Origin of the sequence: Kitasatospora sp. NPDC057904, from assembly GCF_042887925.1 — a bacterium.
In the GTDB taxonomy this organism is placed as follows: domain Bacteria; phylum Actinomycetota; class Actinomycetes; order Streptomycetales; family Streptomycetaceae; genus Kitasatospora.
Genome location: NZ_JBHVOL010000006.1, coordinates 17,104 through 32,052, shown reverse-complemented (window position 1 = coordinate 32,052; position 14,949 = coordinate 17,104). Strand labels below are relative to the sequence as shown.

Below are 14,949 nucleotides of genomic sequence, written 5' to 3'. Positions count from 1 at the left end.
GCCGTCAGCGGGGCTCGATGCCGAGGTCGGCGAGCAGGCCCCGGATCCGCCGTTCGATCTCGTCGCGGATCGGGCGGACCGCGTCGACGCCCTGGCCGGCCGGGTCGTCGAGCTTCCAGTCCAGGTACTGCTTACCCGGGAAGTAGGGGCAGGCGTCGCCGCAGCCCATGGTGATCACGACGTCGGAGGTCCGAACCGCTTCCGTGGTGAGCACCTTCGGGGTCTCGGCGGAGATGTCGATCCCGACCTCGGCCAGGGCCTCGACCACGGCCGGGTTCACGGCCTCGGCCGGGGCGGAGCCGGCCGAGCGGACCTCGACCCGGTCGCCGCCGAGGCGGGTGAGGAAGGCGGCGGCCATCTGGGAGCGGCCGGCGTTGTGCACGCAGACGAACAGCACGGAGGGGACGGACGGGACGGCGGGAGTGCTCACGAACGGGATCCTCGGGTTTTCGGGGCGGGCAGGAGAAGGCGGTGAGGGGAAGGCGGGGTCAGCGAGCCGCCGGGGCCGGGTGGTGGTCGCCGTGTGGGACCACGACGTCCTCGGCGGTCGGCGTCGGGCGGCCGAACAGCACCGCGACCAGGGCGACGCCGACGGCGGCACCGACGAGCTGGGCGGCGATGAACGGCAGCACGGAGGCGGGGGCGATGCCGGCGAAGGTGTCCGTGAAGGCGCGGCCGATCGTCACGGCCGGGTTCGCGAAGCTGGTGGAGGAGGTGAACCAGTAGGCGGCGCCGATGTAGGCGGCGACTGCGGCCGGAGCGAGGTGCGCGCGGCCGATGCGGGCCAGTCCGAAGATCAACAGGATGAGACCGGCGGTGGCGACGACCTCGCCCAGCCAGAGGTGCGGCGCCGACCGGGCGTGACTCGACCAGCGCGCGAGCGGCTCGGCGAACATCGCGTCCGCCAGCATTGCGCCGCCGATCGCCCCGGCGACCTGGGCCGGGACGTAGGCCGCCGCCTCCCGCAGCGTGGGCCCGTCCCCGTCGCGGCGGCCGGTCCACCAGGCGGCCAGCGTGACCGCGGGGTTGAAGTGGGCGCCGGAGACCGGGCCGAGGAGCAGGATCAGTACGCCGAGGCCGAACACGGTCGCGAGGGAGTTGGCCAACAGTTGGACGCCGACGTCCTGAGAGAGCTCGGTGGCCTGGATCCCTGAGCCGACCACGACGGCGACCAGCACGCCGGTGCCAGTGAACTCGACGGCCGCCCGGCGGCCCAGCGGAGCCATCCCGGTCATCTGGACCCTCCCGCGGTGGCCGGGGCCTGGAGCAGGGCGGACAGCTTGGCCAACGCGGCGGGCAGCACCCAGTAGTAGACCCAGGTCCCGCGGCGCTCGGAGCCGACCAGGCCGGCCTCGCGCAGGACCTTGAGGTGGTGGGAGATCGTCGGCTGGGAGACGTCGAAGGGACCGGTCAGGTCGCAGACGCACGCCTCGCCGCCCTCGTGCGAGGCGATCAGCGACAGCAGCCGCAGCCGCACCGGGTCGGACAGGGCCTTGAACATCCTCGCCAGGTCGACGGCGGCCTCTTCGTCCAGCGGCTCGCGGACCATCGGCGAGCAGCACGCGACTGCCGTCCCGTCCTGGTCGAGCACCTTCAGCTCCAGATTCGACATGTGTCTATGTTGACGCTCATCTAATCCGGTGGCAAGCTCGCCTGTATCGATATCCATCGAAACAGGAATCCGGATCAGGGAGGATCGCCATGTCCCGCGTCCAGCTCGCCCTGCGCGTCGCCGACCTCGAAGGCTCCATCGCCTTCTACGCCAAGCTCTTCGGCACCGAACCCGCCAAGCGCCGCCCCGGCTACGCCAACTTCGCCATCACCGAGCCCCCGCTCAAACTCGTCCTCGTCGAGGGCGAAGCGGACGAGGAGACCCGCCTGGACCACCTCGGCGTCGAGGTCGCATCCACCGAGCAGGTCGCCGCGACCACCGTCCGGCTCAAGGAGGCCGGCCTGGCCACCTTCGAGGAGAACGACACCTCCTGCTGCTACGCCCTCCAGGACAAGGTCTGGGCGCACGGCCCCGGCAAGGAACCCTGGGAGGTCTATGTCGTCAAGGCCGACGCCGACACCCTCGGCAGGGGCTCCGCCGCCGTGGGCTGCGCCTGCAGCTGCTGATCCCGCTCCGACGATGCCGGTACCGGCACGGGCGGATAGTCGGTCAGGAAAATTTTCCGACGGCGTTGAACCGATCCCGCTGCGGATCCGTGTGGAGGGTGCACAGGGCGACACCGCCCGAATCCACAACCACACCTGCTCCAGGGGGAGTTCAGCATGCCCACGTTCACCGTCCCCGCCTTCGCCGCCCGCCGCCTGGTCGCCGTCTCCGGCGTCGCCCTGCTCGCGCTCGCCGCCACCGCCTGCGGGCCCGACACGAGCAACGGGTACGGCGGGAACAGCTCCAGCACCGCCGCCGCCCCGGCGGCCACGGCGTCCGCCCCCGCGGCCGGCGGCTCCTCCGGGGTCCGGATCGTCGCCGCGAACTCGCCCGCGCTCGGGCCGATCGTCACCGACTCGGCCGGCCGGACCCTGTACCGCTTCGACAAGGACACCGCCAAGCCGTCCGCGAGCACCTGCGCCGACGCCTGCGCGGCGAAGTGGCCGCCGCTCACCGCCCAGGACCCGGTGAAGGTCACCGGGGTCGACTCCGCCCTGGTCGGCAGCGTGACCCGGCCGGACGGGACGAAGCAGGTGACCCTCAACGGCTGGCCGCTCTACCGCTTCGCCGGCGACACCGCGGCGGGGCAGACCAGCGGGCAGGGCGTCGGCGGCACCTGGTTCGCGAGCACGCCCGAGGGGAAGAAGGCGGCGGGCATGCCCGGCCAGGCCTCCGCCCCGGCCCCCGCCCAGACCCCGTCGGCCGCCTCGTCGCAGGGCGGCGGCTACTCCGGGGGCTACTGACCCGCCCCGCCGCGCCCGACGGTCCGGGTGATGGGCCGCCTTGCCCGGGCGGCGGCCCGTCGCCCAGACTGTCGCGGTGCACCGGGAACGTGATCACCACCGGCTGGGCGGCGTCGCGCTCCCGGTCGGCGTCCTGCTCTGCCTCACCCTGGGGCTGTCGCTGCTGGCGGTCAGGTACTGGCCGGCCGAACGGGACCCGGCGGCCGGGTTCGTCGACATCACCGCCGTGGCCGTCGCCGCACCCGCCCCTCCGTCCGCCGCCGGACCGGACGCCTCCACCGGCTCGTACGCGCAGGACTGCGGGCGCAACCAGGAGGGGCACCGCAACGCGGACAACGTGGTGATCTCACCCGGCACCGTGGGCGGCGCCCACCACGTGCACGACTACGTCGGCAACCTCTCCACGGACGCGGATTCCACCGACGACAGCCTCGCCGCCGCCGCGACCACCTGCACCAGCGGCGACCGCTCGACCTACTACTGGCCGGTGCTGCGCCGCACCGACGGCGCCGCACCGCGGACCGCGGCCGGGGCCCCCGACGACGACCCGCACGGCAACACCGGCGAGATCCTCACCCCCGACACGGTCACCATCGAGTACCTCGGCAATCCATGGGCCAAGGTCGTGCCGATGCCGCGCTTCCTCCGGCTCCTGGAGGGCGACCCGACCGCCGCCACCGACGGCGGCGCGGACGCCGGCGCCCGCTGGGGCTGCACGGGCTTCGCCGGCCGCACGACCACCGATCGCTACCCGCTCTGCCCCGCCGGGAGCCTCCTCACCCGCACCCTGGACTTCCCCAGCTGCTGGGACGGACGCGGCACGGACAGTTCCGGCCACCGCTCGCACGTGCGGTTCCCGGACCCCGCCGGCGTCTGCCCGCACGACACCTTCCCGATCCCGCACCTGCGGGTGACCGTCGGCTACCGCCCGCCGCCGCCCCGGGAGTTCGCCCTGGACGCCTTCCCCGAGCAGCACCACAGTCCGCTCACCGACCACGCGGTGTTCATCGGCCTGATGACCGACCGGCAGATCGCCGCCATGGTGGCCTGCCTGAACCAGGACCGGACCTGCCGCGAATCCGGTTGAACCGAACGGCCCCCGCGTACGTGCTGGACGTGGCACCCGACGACGGAGGAATGGCGGATGGCGAGGACACGATCAGCCGGGCGGCAGGACGCCGCCGACGAGGCACTGATCCGGACGCTCTACGAGCAGCACGGCGCCGCGCTGCTCGCCTACGCCGTCCGGCTCACCGGCGACCGCGCGGCGGCCGAGGACGCCGTCCAGGAGACCCTGATCCGGGCCTGGCGCAACCCCGAGGCGCTGACCGAGGCCCGCGGGTCGGTGCGCGGCTGGCTGCTGACCGTGGAGCGCAACCTGATCACCGACCGCTTCCGGGCCCGGGCCGCCCGGCCGGCCGAGGTGGCGGAGGTCTCCGAGGCGACGGCCACCGTGCCGGTCGAGCACGACCACGCCGAGGGCGTGGTGGAGGCGCTGGTGATGTCGCAGGCGCTGGAGCGGCTCTCGCCCGAGCACCGCGACGTGCTGCGCTCGATCTACTTCCAGCGGCTGTCCGTCAGCGAGGCCGCAGAGCAGCTGGGGGTGCCGGCCGGAACGGTCAAGTCCCGCGCGCACTACGCGCTCCGGGCGCTCAAACGCTCGTACACCGGCAGGTCGGGGACGTGGCAGGAGGTGTCGGCGTGACCAGGGACGACTGGAACGGGAACGACGCGAACAGGAACGACGTGAGCACGACGCCGCACGAGTGGAGCGCGGAACTCGTCGGCGCCTACGTGCTGGGTGCGCTCGATCCGGCCGAGGCGGCGGCGGTCGAACGGCACCTGGCCGACTGCCCGGCCTGCCGTCAGGAGGTGACCGAATTGCGCGAGCTGGAGACCGCCCTGGGCGAGGTGCCGCCCGAACTGCTCGTGGACGGCCCGCCCGAGGGCGGCGACCTGCTGCTGCAGCGCACCCTGCGCCGGGCCCGGGCCGAACGCGGCTCGGCGCTGCGCCGCCGTCGGACCCGGATCGGCGCGGCCGCCGCCGTCGCGGCGGCAGCGGCGCTGCTCCTCGGGGTCGCGCTGGGCCGCACCACCGCGCCCGCACCACCGGTGGCCGCCGGCCCGGCTCCGAGCACCGCCGTCGCCACCCCGCCCCCCGCCGGCACCAGGACGGGCTCCGCGACGGACCCGGCCACCGGCGCCCGGATGACGCTGACAGTCACCCCGGCGATGGGCTGGGTCCGGGTCAACACGGCCGTCACCGGCATCCCCGCCGGCCAGCGCTGCCACGTGGTGGTCAACGGCAGGGATGGGACGAAGGCGGACGCGGGCGGCTGGCTGGTCTCCACCGTCGGCGCCAAGTACGGCACCACGCTGGACGGTTCGGCCATCGTCGCACCGGAGGACGTGGCCTCGGTGTCGGTCGTGAACGAGTCCGGCCAGACCTTCGTGACGGTCCCCGTCTAGTGCCGTGGTGCTCCCGGTGTGTCCGCCCCCAAGAGCCGGCGGACCCACCGGGATGGCCGCGACGAGAGCGCCCGCAACAGTCGAGACGGTGCAGCCTGGCGGGACGAATGGATCTTCAATCGAAGATTTCCGGCGGTTCGACCCCATTTGTACTAAGCCCAGCCCACGTCGGCTCACCATCAATGCCAGCCGTCAAGGGGCGCATCGAAGCATTGGGCAGGCGCATCGCAGCGCGAAGAGGAGTGCAGGGGCGCATCATCGGGGCTTTCCGAGGCGCCCCCCTTGCCAGGTCCGCTTCCATCGGGCTGGATGGTGGGGAAATCACGCTCCTCGATGGCACTCCCATCAGGTCGCTGAACCAGTCCCACGCGAACTCGGCTGCCGCCAATGGCCGTTGACGGTCCTGGGGCCCCGGTTCACGCAGCAGGCGGGTGCCGCATCACCGCGGCCCCGCCCACAGCCCCGGCGGTCTGCCCGGCGGCCGCGCCTCGACCAGCGTGATCCGATGCGTCGCGGCTGCGACGCCGTGACCGCCCGCGCGATTCGCGGGCACCCAGTCGACTTCCCCGTGGTGGTCCCATGTCTGCCCACATCACGCCCGAACCAGGAGAGCTGGTAGCGCTGCGCGGCGGCCCGTCCGGATCGGCACGCCTGTACCGCATCCCCCCTGGTGACGCCGATCCGTCCCGGGTGGTCGTCACCCTCTACGGGCGGCACCAGCACTTCGAGCGCACTTCCGCGACCGAGTCCGTGTCCGGCGCGCGGATACCGGTCTTCCAGTGGTCCTACAGCACGGCGGTCGCGGAATAGGGCGACCGCGCCGAAAGGCGGGACGGATTCATGTCAGCATCGCACGATGAACCGATCGCGATCATCGGGATGGGCTGCCGGTTCCCCGGCGGCGTCGAGACCCCTGGCGCGTTGTGGCAGCTCACGGCGCAGGGCCGTCAGACGGTCGGCCCCGTCCCGCCCGCCCGGTGGGACGCCCGGCGACTCGCGGCCCTCCACGACCCGGCCCTCAAGGACCGGGCGGCCGTAGGTTGCTTCCTCGACGGGGACGTCTGGGCCTGGGAGCCGGAAGCCCTGGCGGTGGGTCCTGCGGAACGGTCCTCGGTCGACCCCCAGTCGCGCGTCATGATGGAGGTGGCCTGGGAGGCGGTCGAACATGCCGGCATCCCCGTGGACCGGGTACGGGGCTCGCGGACCGGGGTGTACATCGGCACCTACGCGCCGGACAACCTGTTCCGGGAGGTCCGGCCGGTGGAGGACTTCCCCGACAGCCCTTTCCTGTTCGGAAACTTTCCCGCCGGGACGGCGGGCCGGGTCGCGTTCTCGATGGACCTGCGCGGTCCGGTGATGGTGATCAGCACCCACTGCTCGTCGGGCCTGGTGGCCCTGGACGCGGCGTGCGGCGCGCTGTCGCTGGGTGAGTGCGACATGGCCCTGGCAGGCGGGGTACTGCTGATGCTGTCGCCGCTGACCCACCTCATGGAGGCGCCGCTCCTGCTCTCCGCGAGCGGAGCCTGTCACGCCTTCGACGCCGGGGCGGACGGGTACGTGCGCGGCGAGGGCGCGGGCGCCTTGGTGCTGAAGCGACTTGCGGACGCGCGGCGGGACGGCGACCGGGTGCTCGCGGTGATCCGGGGCAGCGCGGTCAACAACGACGGGCAGTCCACGCGGCTGACCGCACCGTCCAGCGAGATGCAGCAGCAGTTGTTCCGGTCCGCCGTCGGACTCGCGGGCATCGATCCCGGCGAGGTCGGCCTGGTGGAGGCGCACGGACCCGGGACCGCGGTCGGGGACCCGGTCGAGTACGCCTCGATCCAGGCGGTCTACGGGCGCCGCGGCCGGGGCCGGTGCGCGCTGGGCTCGCTGAAGACGAACATCGGGCACACCGAGCCGGTGTCCGGGATCGCCGGACTGGTCAAGGCCGTCGAGTGCCTACAGCGCGGGATGGTCCCGCCGAACCGCAACTTCACGCAGTGGAATCCCGGCATCGACCGGACGCAGGACTCCCGGCTCTTCGTCCCGACCGGCGTGACCCGCTGGCCCGTTCCCGGGCGCGGGCGACTCGCCGCCGTGTGCTCCTACGGAGTCAGCGGCACCAACAGCCACGTCATCCTGGAGGCTCCGTCGGCGCCCCGCCGAAGACCGCCGGCCGCGCGGGCGGCCGAACCCCCGGCGGGCACGCGCGTGTACCTCCTGTCCGGCACGTCACGTGCCTCTCTGCTGGGCGCGGCCCGACGGTTGGCCGACTGGGCCGAGTCGGAGGGTACGTCGGTTCCGCTGGACGACATCGCACACACCCTGGCACTGCGCCGCCGCCACGCCGAGTTCCGCCTGGGGATCGCAGCCGACGGGATTCGCCAACTCGGCGAGCGGGCACGTCGGTTCGCCGACGAGATGGAGACGGAGGGCGTGGTGAGCGGATCCCCGTTACTGCCCTCCGGACATCCGGGACCGGTGTTCGTGTTCACCGGTCAAGGCTCGCAGTACCCGGGGATGTGCCGGGACCTCCTCGGAAGCGAACCGGTGTTCTCCCGCGCGATCGACGGACTCGAACCGCTCGTCCACGCCGAAACCGGCCTGTCGCTCCGCGAGCTCATCCTCCACCCGGAACAGCTCACAGGCGTCGACCGGATCCAGCCGGTGCTCTTCGCGGTTCAGGTGGCGCTGGCCTCGCTGTGGCGTTCGTGGGGCGTGGCACCCGCCGCGGTGATCGGGCAGTCCCTCGGCGAAGTGGCCGCGGCCGTGGTCGCCGGCCTCATCAGCCCCCGGGACGGCGTCAAGGTGATCTGCCGCCGGTCCCGGCTCCTGGCCCGCATCGCGCACGGCGCGATGGCCTCCGTGATGCTCGGCGCCGCCGACACCAGGTCCGCCCTTGCCGCCGCCGGCGCCGACCGGGTCGACATCGGGGTCGTCACCGCCCCCGGCACCACGGTGGTCTCCGGCGACGCCGGCCAGGTGCGCACCCTGGTGGACCGGTGGAACGCGTCCGGCGTGGTGGCCCGGCTGGTCGACGTGGATGTGGCCTCGCACTCGTACCAGGTGGATCCGGTCGTCGACGACCTGCTCGACGCCCTGGCCGGTCTGGAGGACACCCGGGCCACGCCGGTGCGCCTCTACTCCACCGTCAGCGATGATCCCCGTGATCCGGGCCCGCTGGACGCCTCGTACTGGGTGCGCAACCAGCGGGACACGGTTGAGTTCCAGCGTGCGGTGTGCGCAGCGCTGGACGACGGACACCGGCTGTTCATCGAGTGCACCCCGCACCCGCTCGCCACCCGTCCGATCACCGAGACGGCGGCGGAGAAGGCGATCCGCGATATCGTCGCGGTCGGTTCCCTGCTCCGCGACGGCCACGACACCGAGGCCTTCCTGACCCACCTGGCGACCGTCCACAGCGCCGGCTTCGACGGCATCGACTTCGCCTCCCGCTACGGCCGGGGCCGACTGACCGACGTGCCCACGACGTTCTGGAACCGAACCCGCCACGGTGGCAGCGCCCGGCCCTACACCCTCGTCGCCCCCGGACTGCCCGCCGCCACCCAACACCCCCTGCTCGGCGGGCACGTCCAGGACCCCGACCGGAGCACCCGACACCTGTGGCAGACACCGATCGGCCCCGCCCGCCTGCCCTGGCTGGGCGACCACCGAGTGGCCGGCACACCGGTCCTGCCCGGGACCGCCGTCGCCGAGATGCTCCTGGCCGCCGGCTGCGAGGCGCTGCACACGGACCAGGTCGTGCTGGAGGACCTCCGCATCGGGGTGCCGCTGGTCCTCGACCCCGAGCCCGAAGCAGTCACCGAACTCGTCGAGCAGGACGGCGGACTGCTCGGGCGCGTGCTCACCCGTGCCTCCGAAGGCATGGTGGTCCATGCCAGCGCCACCGTTCACGCCGCATCCGCGCACGAGCAGGACCCGCCACCGAAAGCGGACGGCCCGACCGAGGAATGGACCGACGTCACCCCCGAGGACCTGTACCGCCATTTCCGCGATCGCCACGACGTCCTCCACGGCCCCGCCTTCGCCGCCATCGACCGCATCCGTCTGCACCCCGACCGCAACCGCGCCGTCGCCGCGCTGCGCATCGCGGGCAGTGCCCGCGTCTCCGCCTCCGCGCTGCGGCTCCATCCCGCTCTCGCCGACGAGTTCGTCCAGACCGCCGTGGCCGCCTGGCTGGCATTCTGCGCCACCAGCCCGGGTCCGGTGGTGGTCGCCGGATTCGACGCCATCCGTCTCCACGGCCCGACCGGTCACGCCCGGTTCGCGGACGTCACCCTGGAGTACGCGGATGACCTCACCTGCACCGCCTCCGGCACTCTTTCCAGGGCCGACGGAACCGTCGTCGCCGCGATCACGGGTCTGCGGCTCGCCAACATCACTCCGCCCGACCAGCGCTACGCCGACCGTCTGTCCCACCTGGCCTGGCAGGCCCAGCCCGCTCCGTCCCTGCCCACGACCACGGGGCAGCAGTGGGTCGTCGTGTCGCCCGAGGAGACCCGGTGGGGCGAACGGCTGGCGGTCATGCTCCACGAGCGCTCGGCCGGCTGCCGCTTGATCCACCACGCCGCCGGCTCCCCGCTCGACGCCGGTCTCCTCGCGGACGCCCTGGATGACGGTGCCGGAAGACCCGCCACCGACCTCCTCCTCGTCTTGGACACCCCCGACACCGGCCTCACACCGGCCTGCGCACACGGCGCCGTCCACCGCACCCTCGCCGTCCTCCAGGCGCTCACCGAGCGCAGCGCGCCACCGCACCTGTGGGTGGCATGGCGCGGTGATCGACCACTTGCCGCCGCAGGCCTTCACGGTCTCCTGCGCGTCGCCGCCTTCGAACACCCCGAACTTCGCCCCAGCAGTCTGGTGATCTCCAACGACACACCGTTGGAGGACGTCCTCGCCGATCTGCTGGTCACCGACCGGATCACCGAGGTCTCCTGGCGTCAGCGGGTCCGCTCCGTCGCCCGCGTCCGGACCGGTCCGCCGGGCCCCGCACCGGTCCCGGCCGATCCGCAGGTGGTGCGCCGGGACGGCAGCTACCTGATCACCGGCGGGCTCGGCGGGCTCGGGCTGCTCACGGCCCGGCGCTTCGCCGAACGCGGCGCCCGCGGCCTGGTCCTGGTCGGCCGTTCCACCGCCGTCCCCGCCGTCCAGCGTGAGATCGAAGTTCTGCGCACCGTCAGCGGGACGGTGATCGAGACGGTCTCCGGTGACGCCGCCGACCCCGACACGATCCGCCGCGCGACGGAACTCGCCTACGGAATGGGCGAGTTGCGCGGTGTGGTGCACGCAGCCGGTGTCGTCGAGGACGCCGTCCTCACCCGCATCGACGGCCCGCTCGTCGACCGCGTGTGGCGTGGCAAGGCAGCAGGTGCGTGGACCTTGCACCAGTGCCTCCTTGAGGCCGACCTGGACTTCTTCGCCGTCTACTCCTCGGTCGCCTCGTTGCTCGGCTCCCCCGGTCAGGGCGCCTACGCTGCGGCCAACGCCTACCTCGACGCCCTCGTGGCCCACCGCCGCGCCCTGGGCCTGCCCGCCACCGGCATCCAGTGGGGTGCCTGGTCGGAGGTCGGACGTGGACGGCACCTCGCCGAGCGGGGGTTCCTGATGATCAAGCCTGAGGAAGGCATGGACGCGCTCGAACGCATCCTGGCCGAGGGCCACCACCAGATCGCCTACTCCCCCATCGACCCTGCGCTGTGGACCGCCTCCTACCCGGCCCTGCACACCTCCGCCCTGCTGACCGAGCTCCTCGCCGGTACGGCCGTGGACGAAATGAGCCCCTCCCCCGTCCTCGACGAGCTCCGCGCCGCACCGGCCGGACCACAGCGCCACCGCATCCTCGCGGACCTCGTCATCCGCGAGGTCCGGGAACTCCTCGGCGATACCGGCCGCCACATCGGCCCCCACACCAGCCTGGTCCTGCTCGGCCTCGACTCCCTGGGTGCCGTCCAGCTCCAGCAGCGCCTCACCCGCGCCCTGCGCACGACCATCGCGCCCGGTGTCATCTGGACCCGGCCCACCGCGGCGACGCTGGCCGACTGGCTGCTCGACGCCATGTCGCTCGACGACCCCCGGCCGGGCCAAACGGCGGAATGACGCCCTCCCCGGCCCGGCGCGCAAAGGCCACCGGCCGAGCCGTCCCTCATCGGAACCCAAGGAAGAGTCATGACATCGGATCCCAGAAGTCACCTCCCGGAGGACTTCCTGACCCTCGACGGGCAGAAGCGATTCCTCGACGCGTTCCTGCCGGTACGCAACCAGGTGATCCGCGACTTCTACCGTGACGGCGGGAGCGGCCACGACGCCTCCCGGTCGCCGGGACGGAAGTGGCGAGCAGCGCTCCGGCTGCTCGGCACGCGCGGCGACGAGACGGTCCCGGAGTTGTACCGCCTCTACTACAACCGGCTGTTCTCGGCGATCTGGCTAGCGCTGAACTGGGGGCCCTACACTCCCGAGATCCGGGCCGTCGCCGACCCGCTCCTGCGCATCCACCTGTCCCAGGTCAATTCCGTGGACACCTGCTGGAAACCCGCGGTGGAGAGCGCCCCTGCCGACGGTCTCCTGGTCGAGGTCGGCACGGGTCTCAGCGACGGGTGGGCCCGGATCGCGCTGCTGATGCCGCAGGTCCGGATCGTGTCGATCACCATCGAGCGCGACCAGGCCGAGATCGGACGCCGCATCGCGGGAGAACTCGGCCTCGCGGACCGGGTCCGGTTCCGGGTCGGTGACATCTTCTCCCCGGGAACCACCCGGGACCTGGCCGGCCGTGCCGACGCCGTGACCGCCATGGGCGTCATCCCGCACTTCCCCCCGCCCCGCAAGGCCGAGGGGCTCCGTGCCATGGGCGCCATGCTCAAGCCGGGCGCCCCGCTCCTGCTCTTCGATGCCTACCGCACCCGGTCCTTCTCCCGGTTCATGGACCGGGCGCTCATCAGCTCGCTCAGCTGGTACCCGGCCCGCGCGGACTTCCGGAAGGCGCTGGACGAGGCCGGCCTCTCCCCGGTGCGGTTCGACATCCATCAGGCGGAGACCTGCCTCCAGTTCGCGGACGACACCCGCAGCACCGACGTACTGCGGGAGGAGTTCGGCCCGTTCATCGCATGGCTCTTTCCCAGGATCGTCAGCGGTTTCATGCGGGGCCTCCTCAAGCCGCAGGAGTCCGTCTACGTGTCGGCCGTCCGGGACTGAGCACCCCGGCGACCGCCGACCCCACGATCCTCGCAACCACAGGCGGTGTCCCGATCATGTCCCCCTCCGGATCCCGAAGTTCAGCAGACACGGCGAAGCACCTCGCAGCGCGACTCGCCGCGACACGACTCCTCGCAGAGGCGCGGCACCGGTGCGCGCCCGTCACCGGGTGGGCCGCGCTCGGGGCACTCTTCCTGGCCGCGGAAACGTGGGTGCTGTCCCACTGGGCCGTCAACGGCGCGCGGTGGTTCCCCGTCGGCGAGTACGGAATCAGCCCTCGCCGCGCGCAGGTCCTGGACGCCTATCAGGTCCTCAGCATCGCGGGAGCCCTCTCCAGCGTGTGCTGGGCGGTTCTGCCCAGCGTGAGACGACGAGCCCTCGCCGTGGAGACGATGGTGCTCATCGGCTACCTGACCGCCTTCTGGCTGATGCCGGTCGTCAACTACGGCGGCCAGGTGGCAACGTACAGCAAGCACCTCATCGCGAGCAGCGACTGGGGACCCTACCTGCCCGGATGGCACGGGCCTTCTCCCGGCACGCACCCGCAGCCGCTCTTCGTCGGCTGGTTCGCCCTCGCCGAGGCCATGCTGTGGGCGCTGCCGACCCTGTGGGTCCTGGGGCGGGTCCGGCAGCGACGGCCCCGGCTCTCCGGAGCCGGGGTGGTCCTGATCGCCTTCGCCGCGGCCATGGCCGTCGAAGTCGTCCTGGAGCCCGTGATGGTCTTCACCGGCGCGTACGTCTACGCCGAGGCCGTTCCCCGGCTCACTCTCTTCGCCGGGCACTGGTACCAGGTCCCCGTCTACGCGATGGTCATCGCCGCGACGGTGTACGGCGTCGTCCCCGCATTGCTCTGCCACTACGACCGCTACCACCCTGGCGGGGCACCCGTCCTCCGCGGCCTGCGAACGCTTCCCCCGTCGGCGCGTCCCTGGGTCTCCCTGCTGGCCGTCGTCGGCATCGCCCAGAGCAGCTTCCTCGCACTGGCGGTCACCTACGCCGTCATCCCGGCGCTCGCCGGTGCGCCTTCGGTGCCGCTTCCGGCACACCTCCGGTAGCGCGCCGCGCCCGGCCGAAGTCGGAGAGGAACGGCCTTGAGACCCCCCGCAGAACGCGCCGTGGTCATCGGCGGAGGCTTCGCCGGCCTGCTCGCCGCCCACGTGCTCGGCGACACCTTCACCAGGGTCACCGTCATCGAACGCGATCCCCGGTCGAACACGACCGGCCGGCGGCGGGGTGCCCCGCAGACACCCCATCCCCACGGCCTGCTTCAGCGCGGAGTCACCACGCTGGAGACCCTGTTCCCGGGCGTCCGAGACGAACTCCACGACCTCGGCGCCCACGAGTTCGACTTCGGGCAGGGCACCCGCGTCCTCTTCCCCGCCGGCTGGGCACCCGTGGGGGCCACCGGCGTCCGGCATCTCGCCTGCAGCCGCGCCCTCCTCGAAGGCACGCTCCGCGAACGGGTCGCCGAACGCCCGTCCGTCGAGCTGGTCGACGGTGTCGTCGACGCGCTCGTGTGGGCAGGGAGCCGCGCCACCGGCGTCCGCGACTCCGCGGGCCGGACGTTCCCCGCCGACCTGGTCGTCGACGCGTCCGGCCGCACCACCGCACTCGTCGACTGGCTCGTCGGAGCGGGCTTCCCCGCACCGCCGGTCACCCGCGTTCACGCCGGCCTCTCCTACGTCACCCGCGGGTTCCACGACGTCCCCCCGTCCGACTGGCACATGTCCGTCGAACCGACCTACGCGCCGACGATCCGGCGAGGCGGACTCGTCCAACTCGTCGAGGGACAGCAGGCCCTGGTCACCCTCATCGGTGCGGACGGAACACGCCCTCCGCACGACGACCACGGATTCCGCGACTACGCCTCAGGTCTGCGGAACCCCCACCTGACGGAGACCATCACCACCGGGCGAGCCGTCGGAAGGGCCTGCCGCTACGGCGGCCTGGACAACCGCTGGTACGGGTATCACCGGACGCCCCGCTGGCCGGACAACGTCATCGCGCTCGGTGACTCCGTCGCCGCACTGAACCCGATCTACGGGCACGGCATGACCGTCGCCGCCCTCGAAGCCCTGGCGCTGCGCCGGCTGATGCGCCGCTACCCGCAGCCGGGATTCTCCAGGGCGTTCCAGCGCGAGGCCGCGGACACCATCCGGCTGCCCTGGTTGCTCGCGGCGCTGTCGGACGTCGCCTGGCGTCCGGACCACCGGTCGTGGGCCGTGCACACGGCGAACCGGGCCCTTCGCCGCATCCTCAGCCGGGTTCCGACCTGCCCGGACACCTACCGCGAGCTCGTCGCGGTCCAGAACCTGCTCGCGCATCCGCTCATCCTGGCCCCGTCGGCCCTGACCCGTCAGCGGGGAGCGCCGGAAGCGTGAGCTC

At 72.6% G+C, this 14,949-nt stretch carries 13 protein-coding genes; 10 read left to right on the top strand and 3 right to left on the bottom strand.

What is annotated here, in order from left to right:
- Positions 1–4: 4 nt before the first annotated feature.
- The 3 genes from ACFVSN_RS17040 to ACFVSN_RS17030 all read right to left on the bottom strand — a co-directional run bounded on the left by ACFVSN_RS17040 (position 5) and on the right by ACFVSN_RS17030 (position 1,612).
- A complete protein-coding gene (locus ACFVSN_RS17040) occupies positions 5–358 on the bottom strand; it encodes an arsenate reductase ArsC (RefSeq protein ID WP_380494829.1) in 354 nt (117 codons plus the stop codon).
- Between the two features lie 130 nt (positions 359–488).
- Positions 489–1,235 (bottom strand): aquaporin, encoded by a 747-nt coding sequence (locus tag ACFVSN_RS17035; protein WP_387955655.1) that lies wholly within the window; start codon positions 1,233–1,235, stop codon positions 489–491.
- On the bottom strand, positions 1,232–1,612 hold the full coding sequence (locus ACFVSN_RS17030) for an ArsR/SmtB family transcription factor (protein ID WP_387955653.1): 381 nt from the start codon (positions 1,610–1,612) through the stop codon (positions 1,232–1,234). The genes ACFVSN_RS17035 and ACFVSN_RS17030 overlap by 4 nt, the downstream gene beginning before the upstream one ends.
- Before the next feature lie 89 nt (positions 1,613–1,701).
- On the opposite strand from ACFVSN_RS17030, the gene ACFVSN_RS17025 reads away from it, so the two are divergent.
- From ACFVSN_RS17025 to ACFVSN_RS16980, 10 genes are all read left to right on the top strand, one after another.
- On the top strand, positions 1,702–2,118 hold the full coding sequence (locus ACFVSN_RS17025; RefSeq protein ID WP_387955651.1) for an ArsI/CadI family heavy metal resistance metalloenzyme: 417 nt from the start codon (positions 1,702–1,704) through the stop codon (positions 2,116–2,118).
- Between the two features lie 156 nt (positions 2,119–2,274).
- Entirely contained in the window at positions 2,275–2,901 is a 627-nt protein-coding gene (locus tag ACFVSN_RS17020; protein ID WP_387955649.1) for a hypothetical protein, read from the top strand.
- A gap of 76 nt (positions 2,902–2,977) precedes the next feature.
- Positions 2,978–3,988 (top strand): DUF1996 domain-containing protein, encoded by a 1,011-nt coding sequence (locus tag ACFVSN_RS17015; RefSeq protein ID WP_387955647.1) that lies wholly within the window; start codon positions 2,978–2,980, stop codon positions 3,986–3,988.
- 57 nt (positions 3,989–4,045) lie between these two features.
- Positions 4,046–4,606 carry a sigma-70 family RNA polymerase sigma factor gene (locus ACFVSN_RS17010; protein WP_380444671.1) on the top strand — a complete coding sequence of 187 codons (561 nt, stop codon included), beginning with the start codon at positions 4,046–4,048 and terminating at the stop codon, positions 4,604–4,606.
- Positions 4,603–5,370: an anti-sigma factor family protein gene (locus tag ACFVSN_RS17005; protein ID WP_387955645.1), complete on the top strand. Its 768-nt coding sequence runs from the start codon at positions 4,603–4,605 to the stop codon at positions 5,368–5,370. Before ACFVSN_RS17010 ends, ACFVSN_RS17005 begins: the two co-directional genes overlap by 4 nt.
- A 579-nt stretch (positions 5,371–5,949) precedes the next feature.
- Positions 5,950–6,180 (top strand): DUF5988 family protein, encoded by a 231-nt coding sequence (locus tag ACFVSN_RS17000; protein ID WP_387955643.1) that lies wholly within the window; start codon positions 5,950–5,952, stop codon positions 6,178–6,180.
- Positions 6,181–6,210: 30 nt separating this feature from the next.
- The gene (locus tag ACFVSN_RS16995) at positions 6,211–11,472 is read left to right on the top strand and encodes an SDR family NAD(P)-dependent oxidoreductase (RefSeq protein WP_387955641.1); all 5,262 of its coding nucleotides are present in this window, start codon (positions 6,211–6,213) and stop codon (positions 11,470–11,472) included.
- A 69-nt stretch (positions 11,473–11,541) separates the two neighbouring features.
- Positions 11,542–12,564 (top strand): SAM-dependent methyltransferase, encoded by a 1,023-nt coding sequence (locus ACFVSN_RS16990; protein ID WP_387955639.1) that lies wholly within the window; start codon positions 11,542–11,544, stop codon positions 12,562–12,564.
- A 212-nt stretch (positions 12,565–12,776) separates the two neighbouring features.
- On the top strand, positions 12,777–13,619 hold the full coding sequence (locus ACFVSN_RS16985) for a spirocyclase AveC family protein (RefSeq protein ID WP_387955637.1): 843 nt from the start codon (positions 12,777–12,779) through the stop codon (positions 13,617–13,619).
- A gap of 36 nt (positions 13,620–13,655) precedes the next feature.
- Positions 13,656–14,945, top strand: coding sequence for an NAD(P)/FAD-dependent oxidoreductase (locus tag ACFVSN_RS16980; RefSeq protein WP_387955635.1), 1,290 nt, complete (start codon positions 13,656–13,658; stop codon positions 14,943–14,945).
- Positions 14,946–14,949 lie beyond the last annotated feature (4 nt).

What these genes read in the sequence shown, in the direction of transcription:
- ACFVSN_RS17040 (WP_380494829.1), bottom strand. Translation starts at nt 358, where the DNA reads ATGGCCGCCGCCTTCCTCACCCGCCTCGGCGGCGACCGGGTCGAGGTC.
- ACFVSN_RS17035 (WP_387955655.1), bottom strand. Translation starts at nt 1,235, where the DNA reads ATGACCGGGATGGCTCCGCTGGGCCGCCGGGCGGCCGTCGAGTTCACT.
- ACFVSN_RS17030 (WP_387955653.1), bottom strand. Translation starts at nt 1,612, where the DNA reads ATGTCGAATCTGGAGCTGAAGGTGCTCGACCAGGACGGGACGGCAGTC.
- ACFVSN_RS17025 (WP_387955651.1), top strand. Translation starts at nt 1,702, where the DNA reads ATGTCCCGCGTCCAGCTCGCCCTGCGCGTCGCCGACCTCGAAGGCTCC.
- ACFVSN_RS17020 (WP_387955649.1), top strand. Translation starts at nt 2,275, where the DNA reads ATGCCCACGTTCACCGTCCCCGCCTTCGCCGCCCGCCGCCTGGTCGCC.
- ACFVSN_RS17010 (WP_380444671.1), top strand. Translation starts at nt 4,046, where the DNA reads ATGGCGAGGACACGATCAGCCGGGCGGCAGGACGCCGCCGACGAGGCA.
- ACFVSN_RS17000 (WP_387955643.1), top strand. Translation starts at nt 5,950, where the DNA reads ATGTCTGCCCACATCACGCCCGAACCAGGAGAGCTGGTAGCGCTGCGC.
- ACFVSN_RS16995 (WP_387955641.1), top strand. Translation starts at nt 6,211, where the DNA reads ATGTCAGCATCGCACGATGAACCGATCGCGATCATCGGGATGGGCTGC.
- ACFVSN_RS16990 (WP_387955639.1), top strand. Translation starts at nt 11,542, where the DNA reads ATGACATCGGATCCCAGAAGTCACCTCCCGGAGGACTTCCTGACCCTC.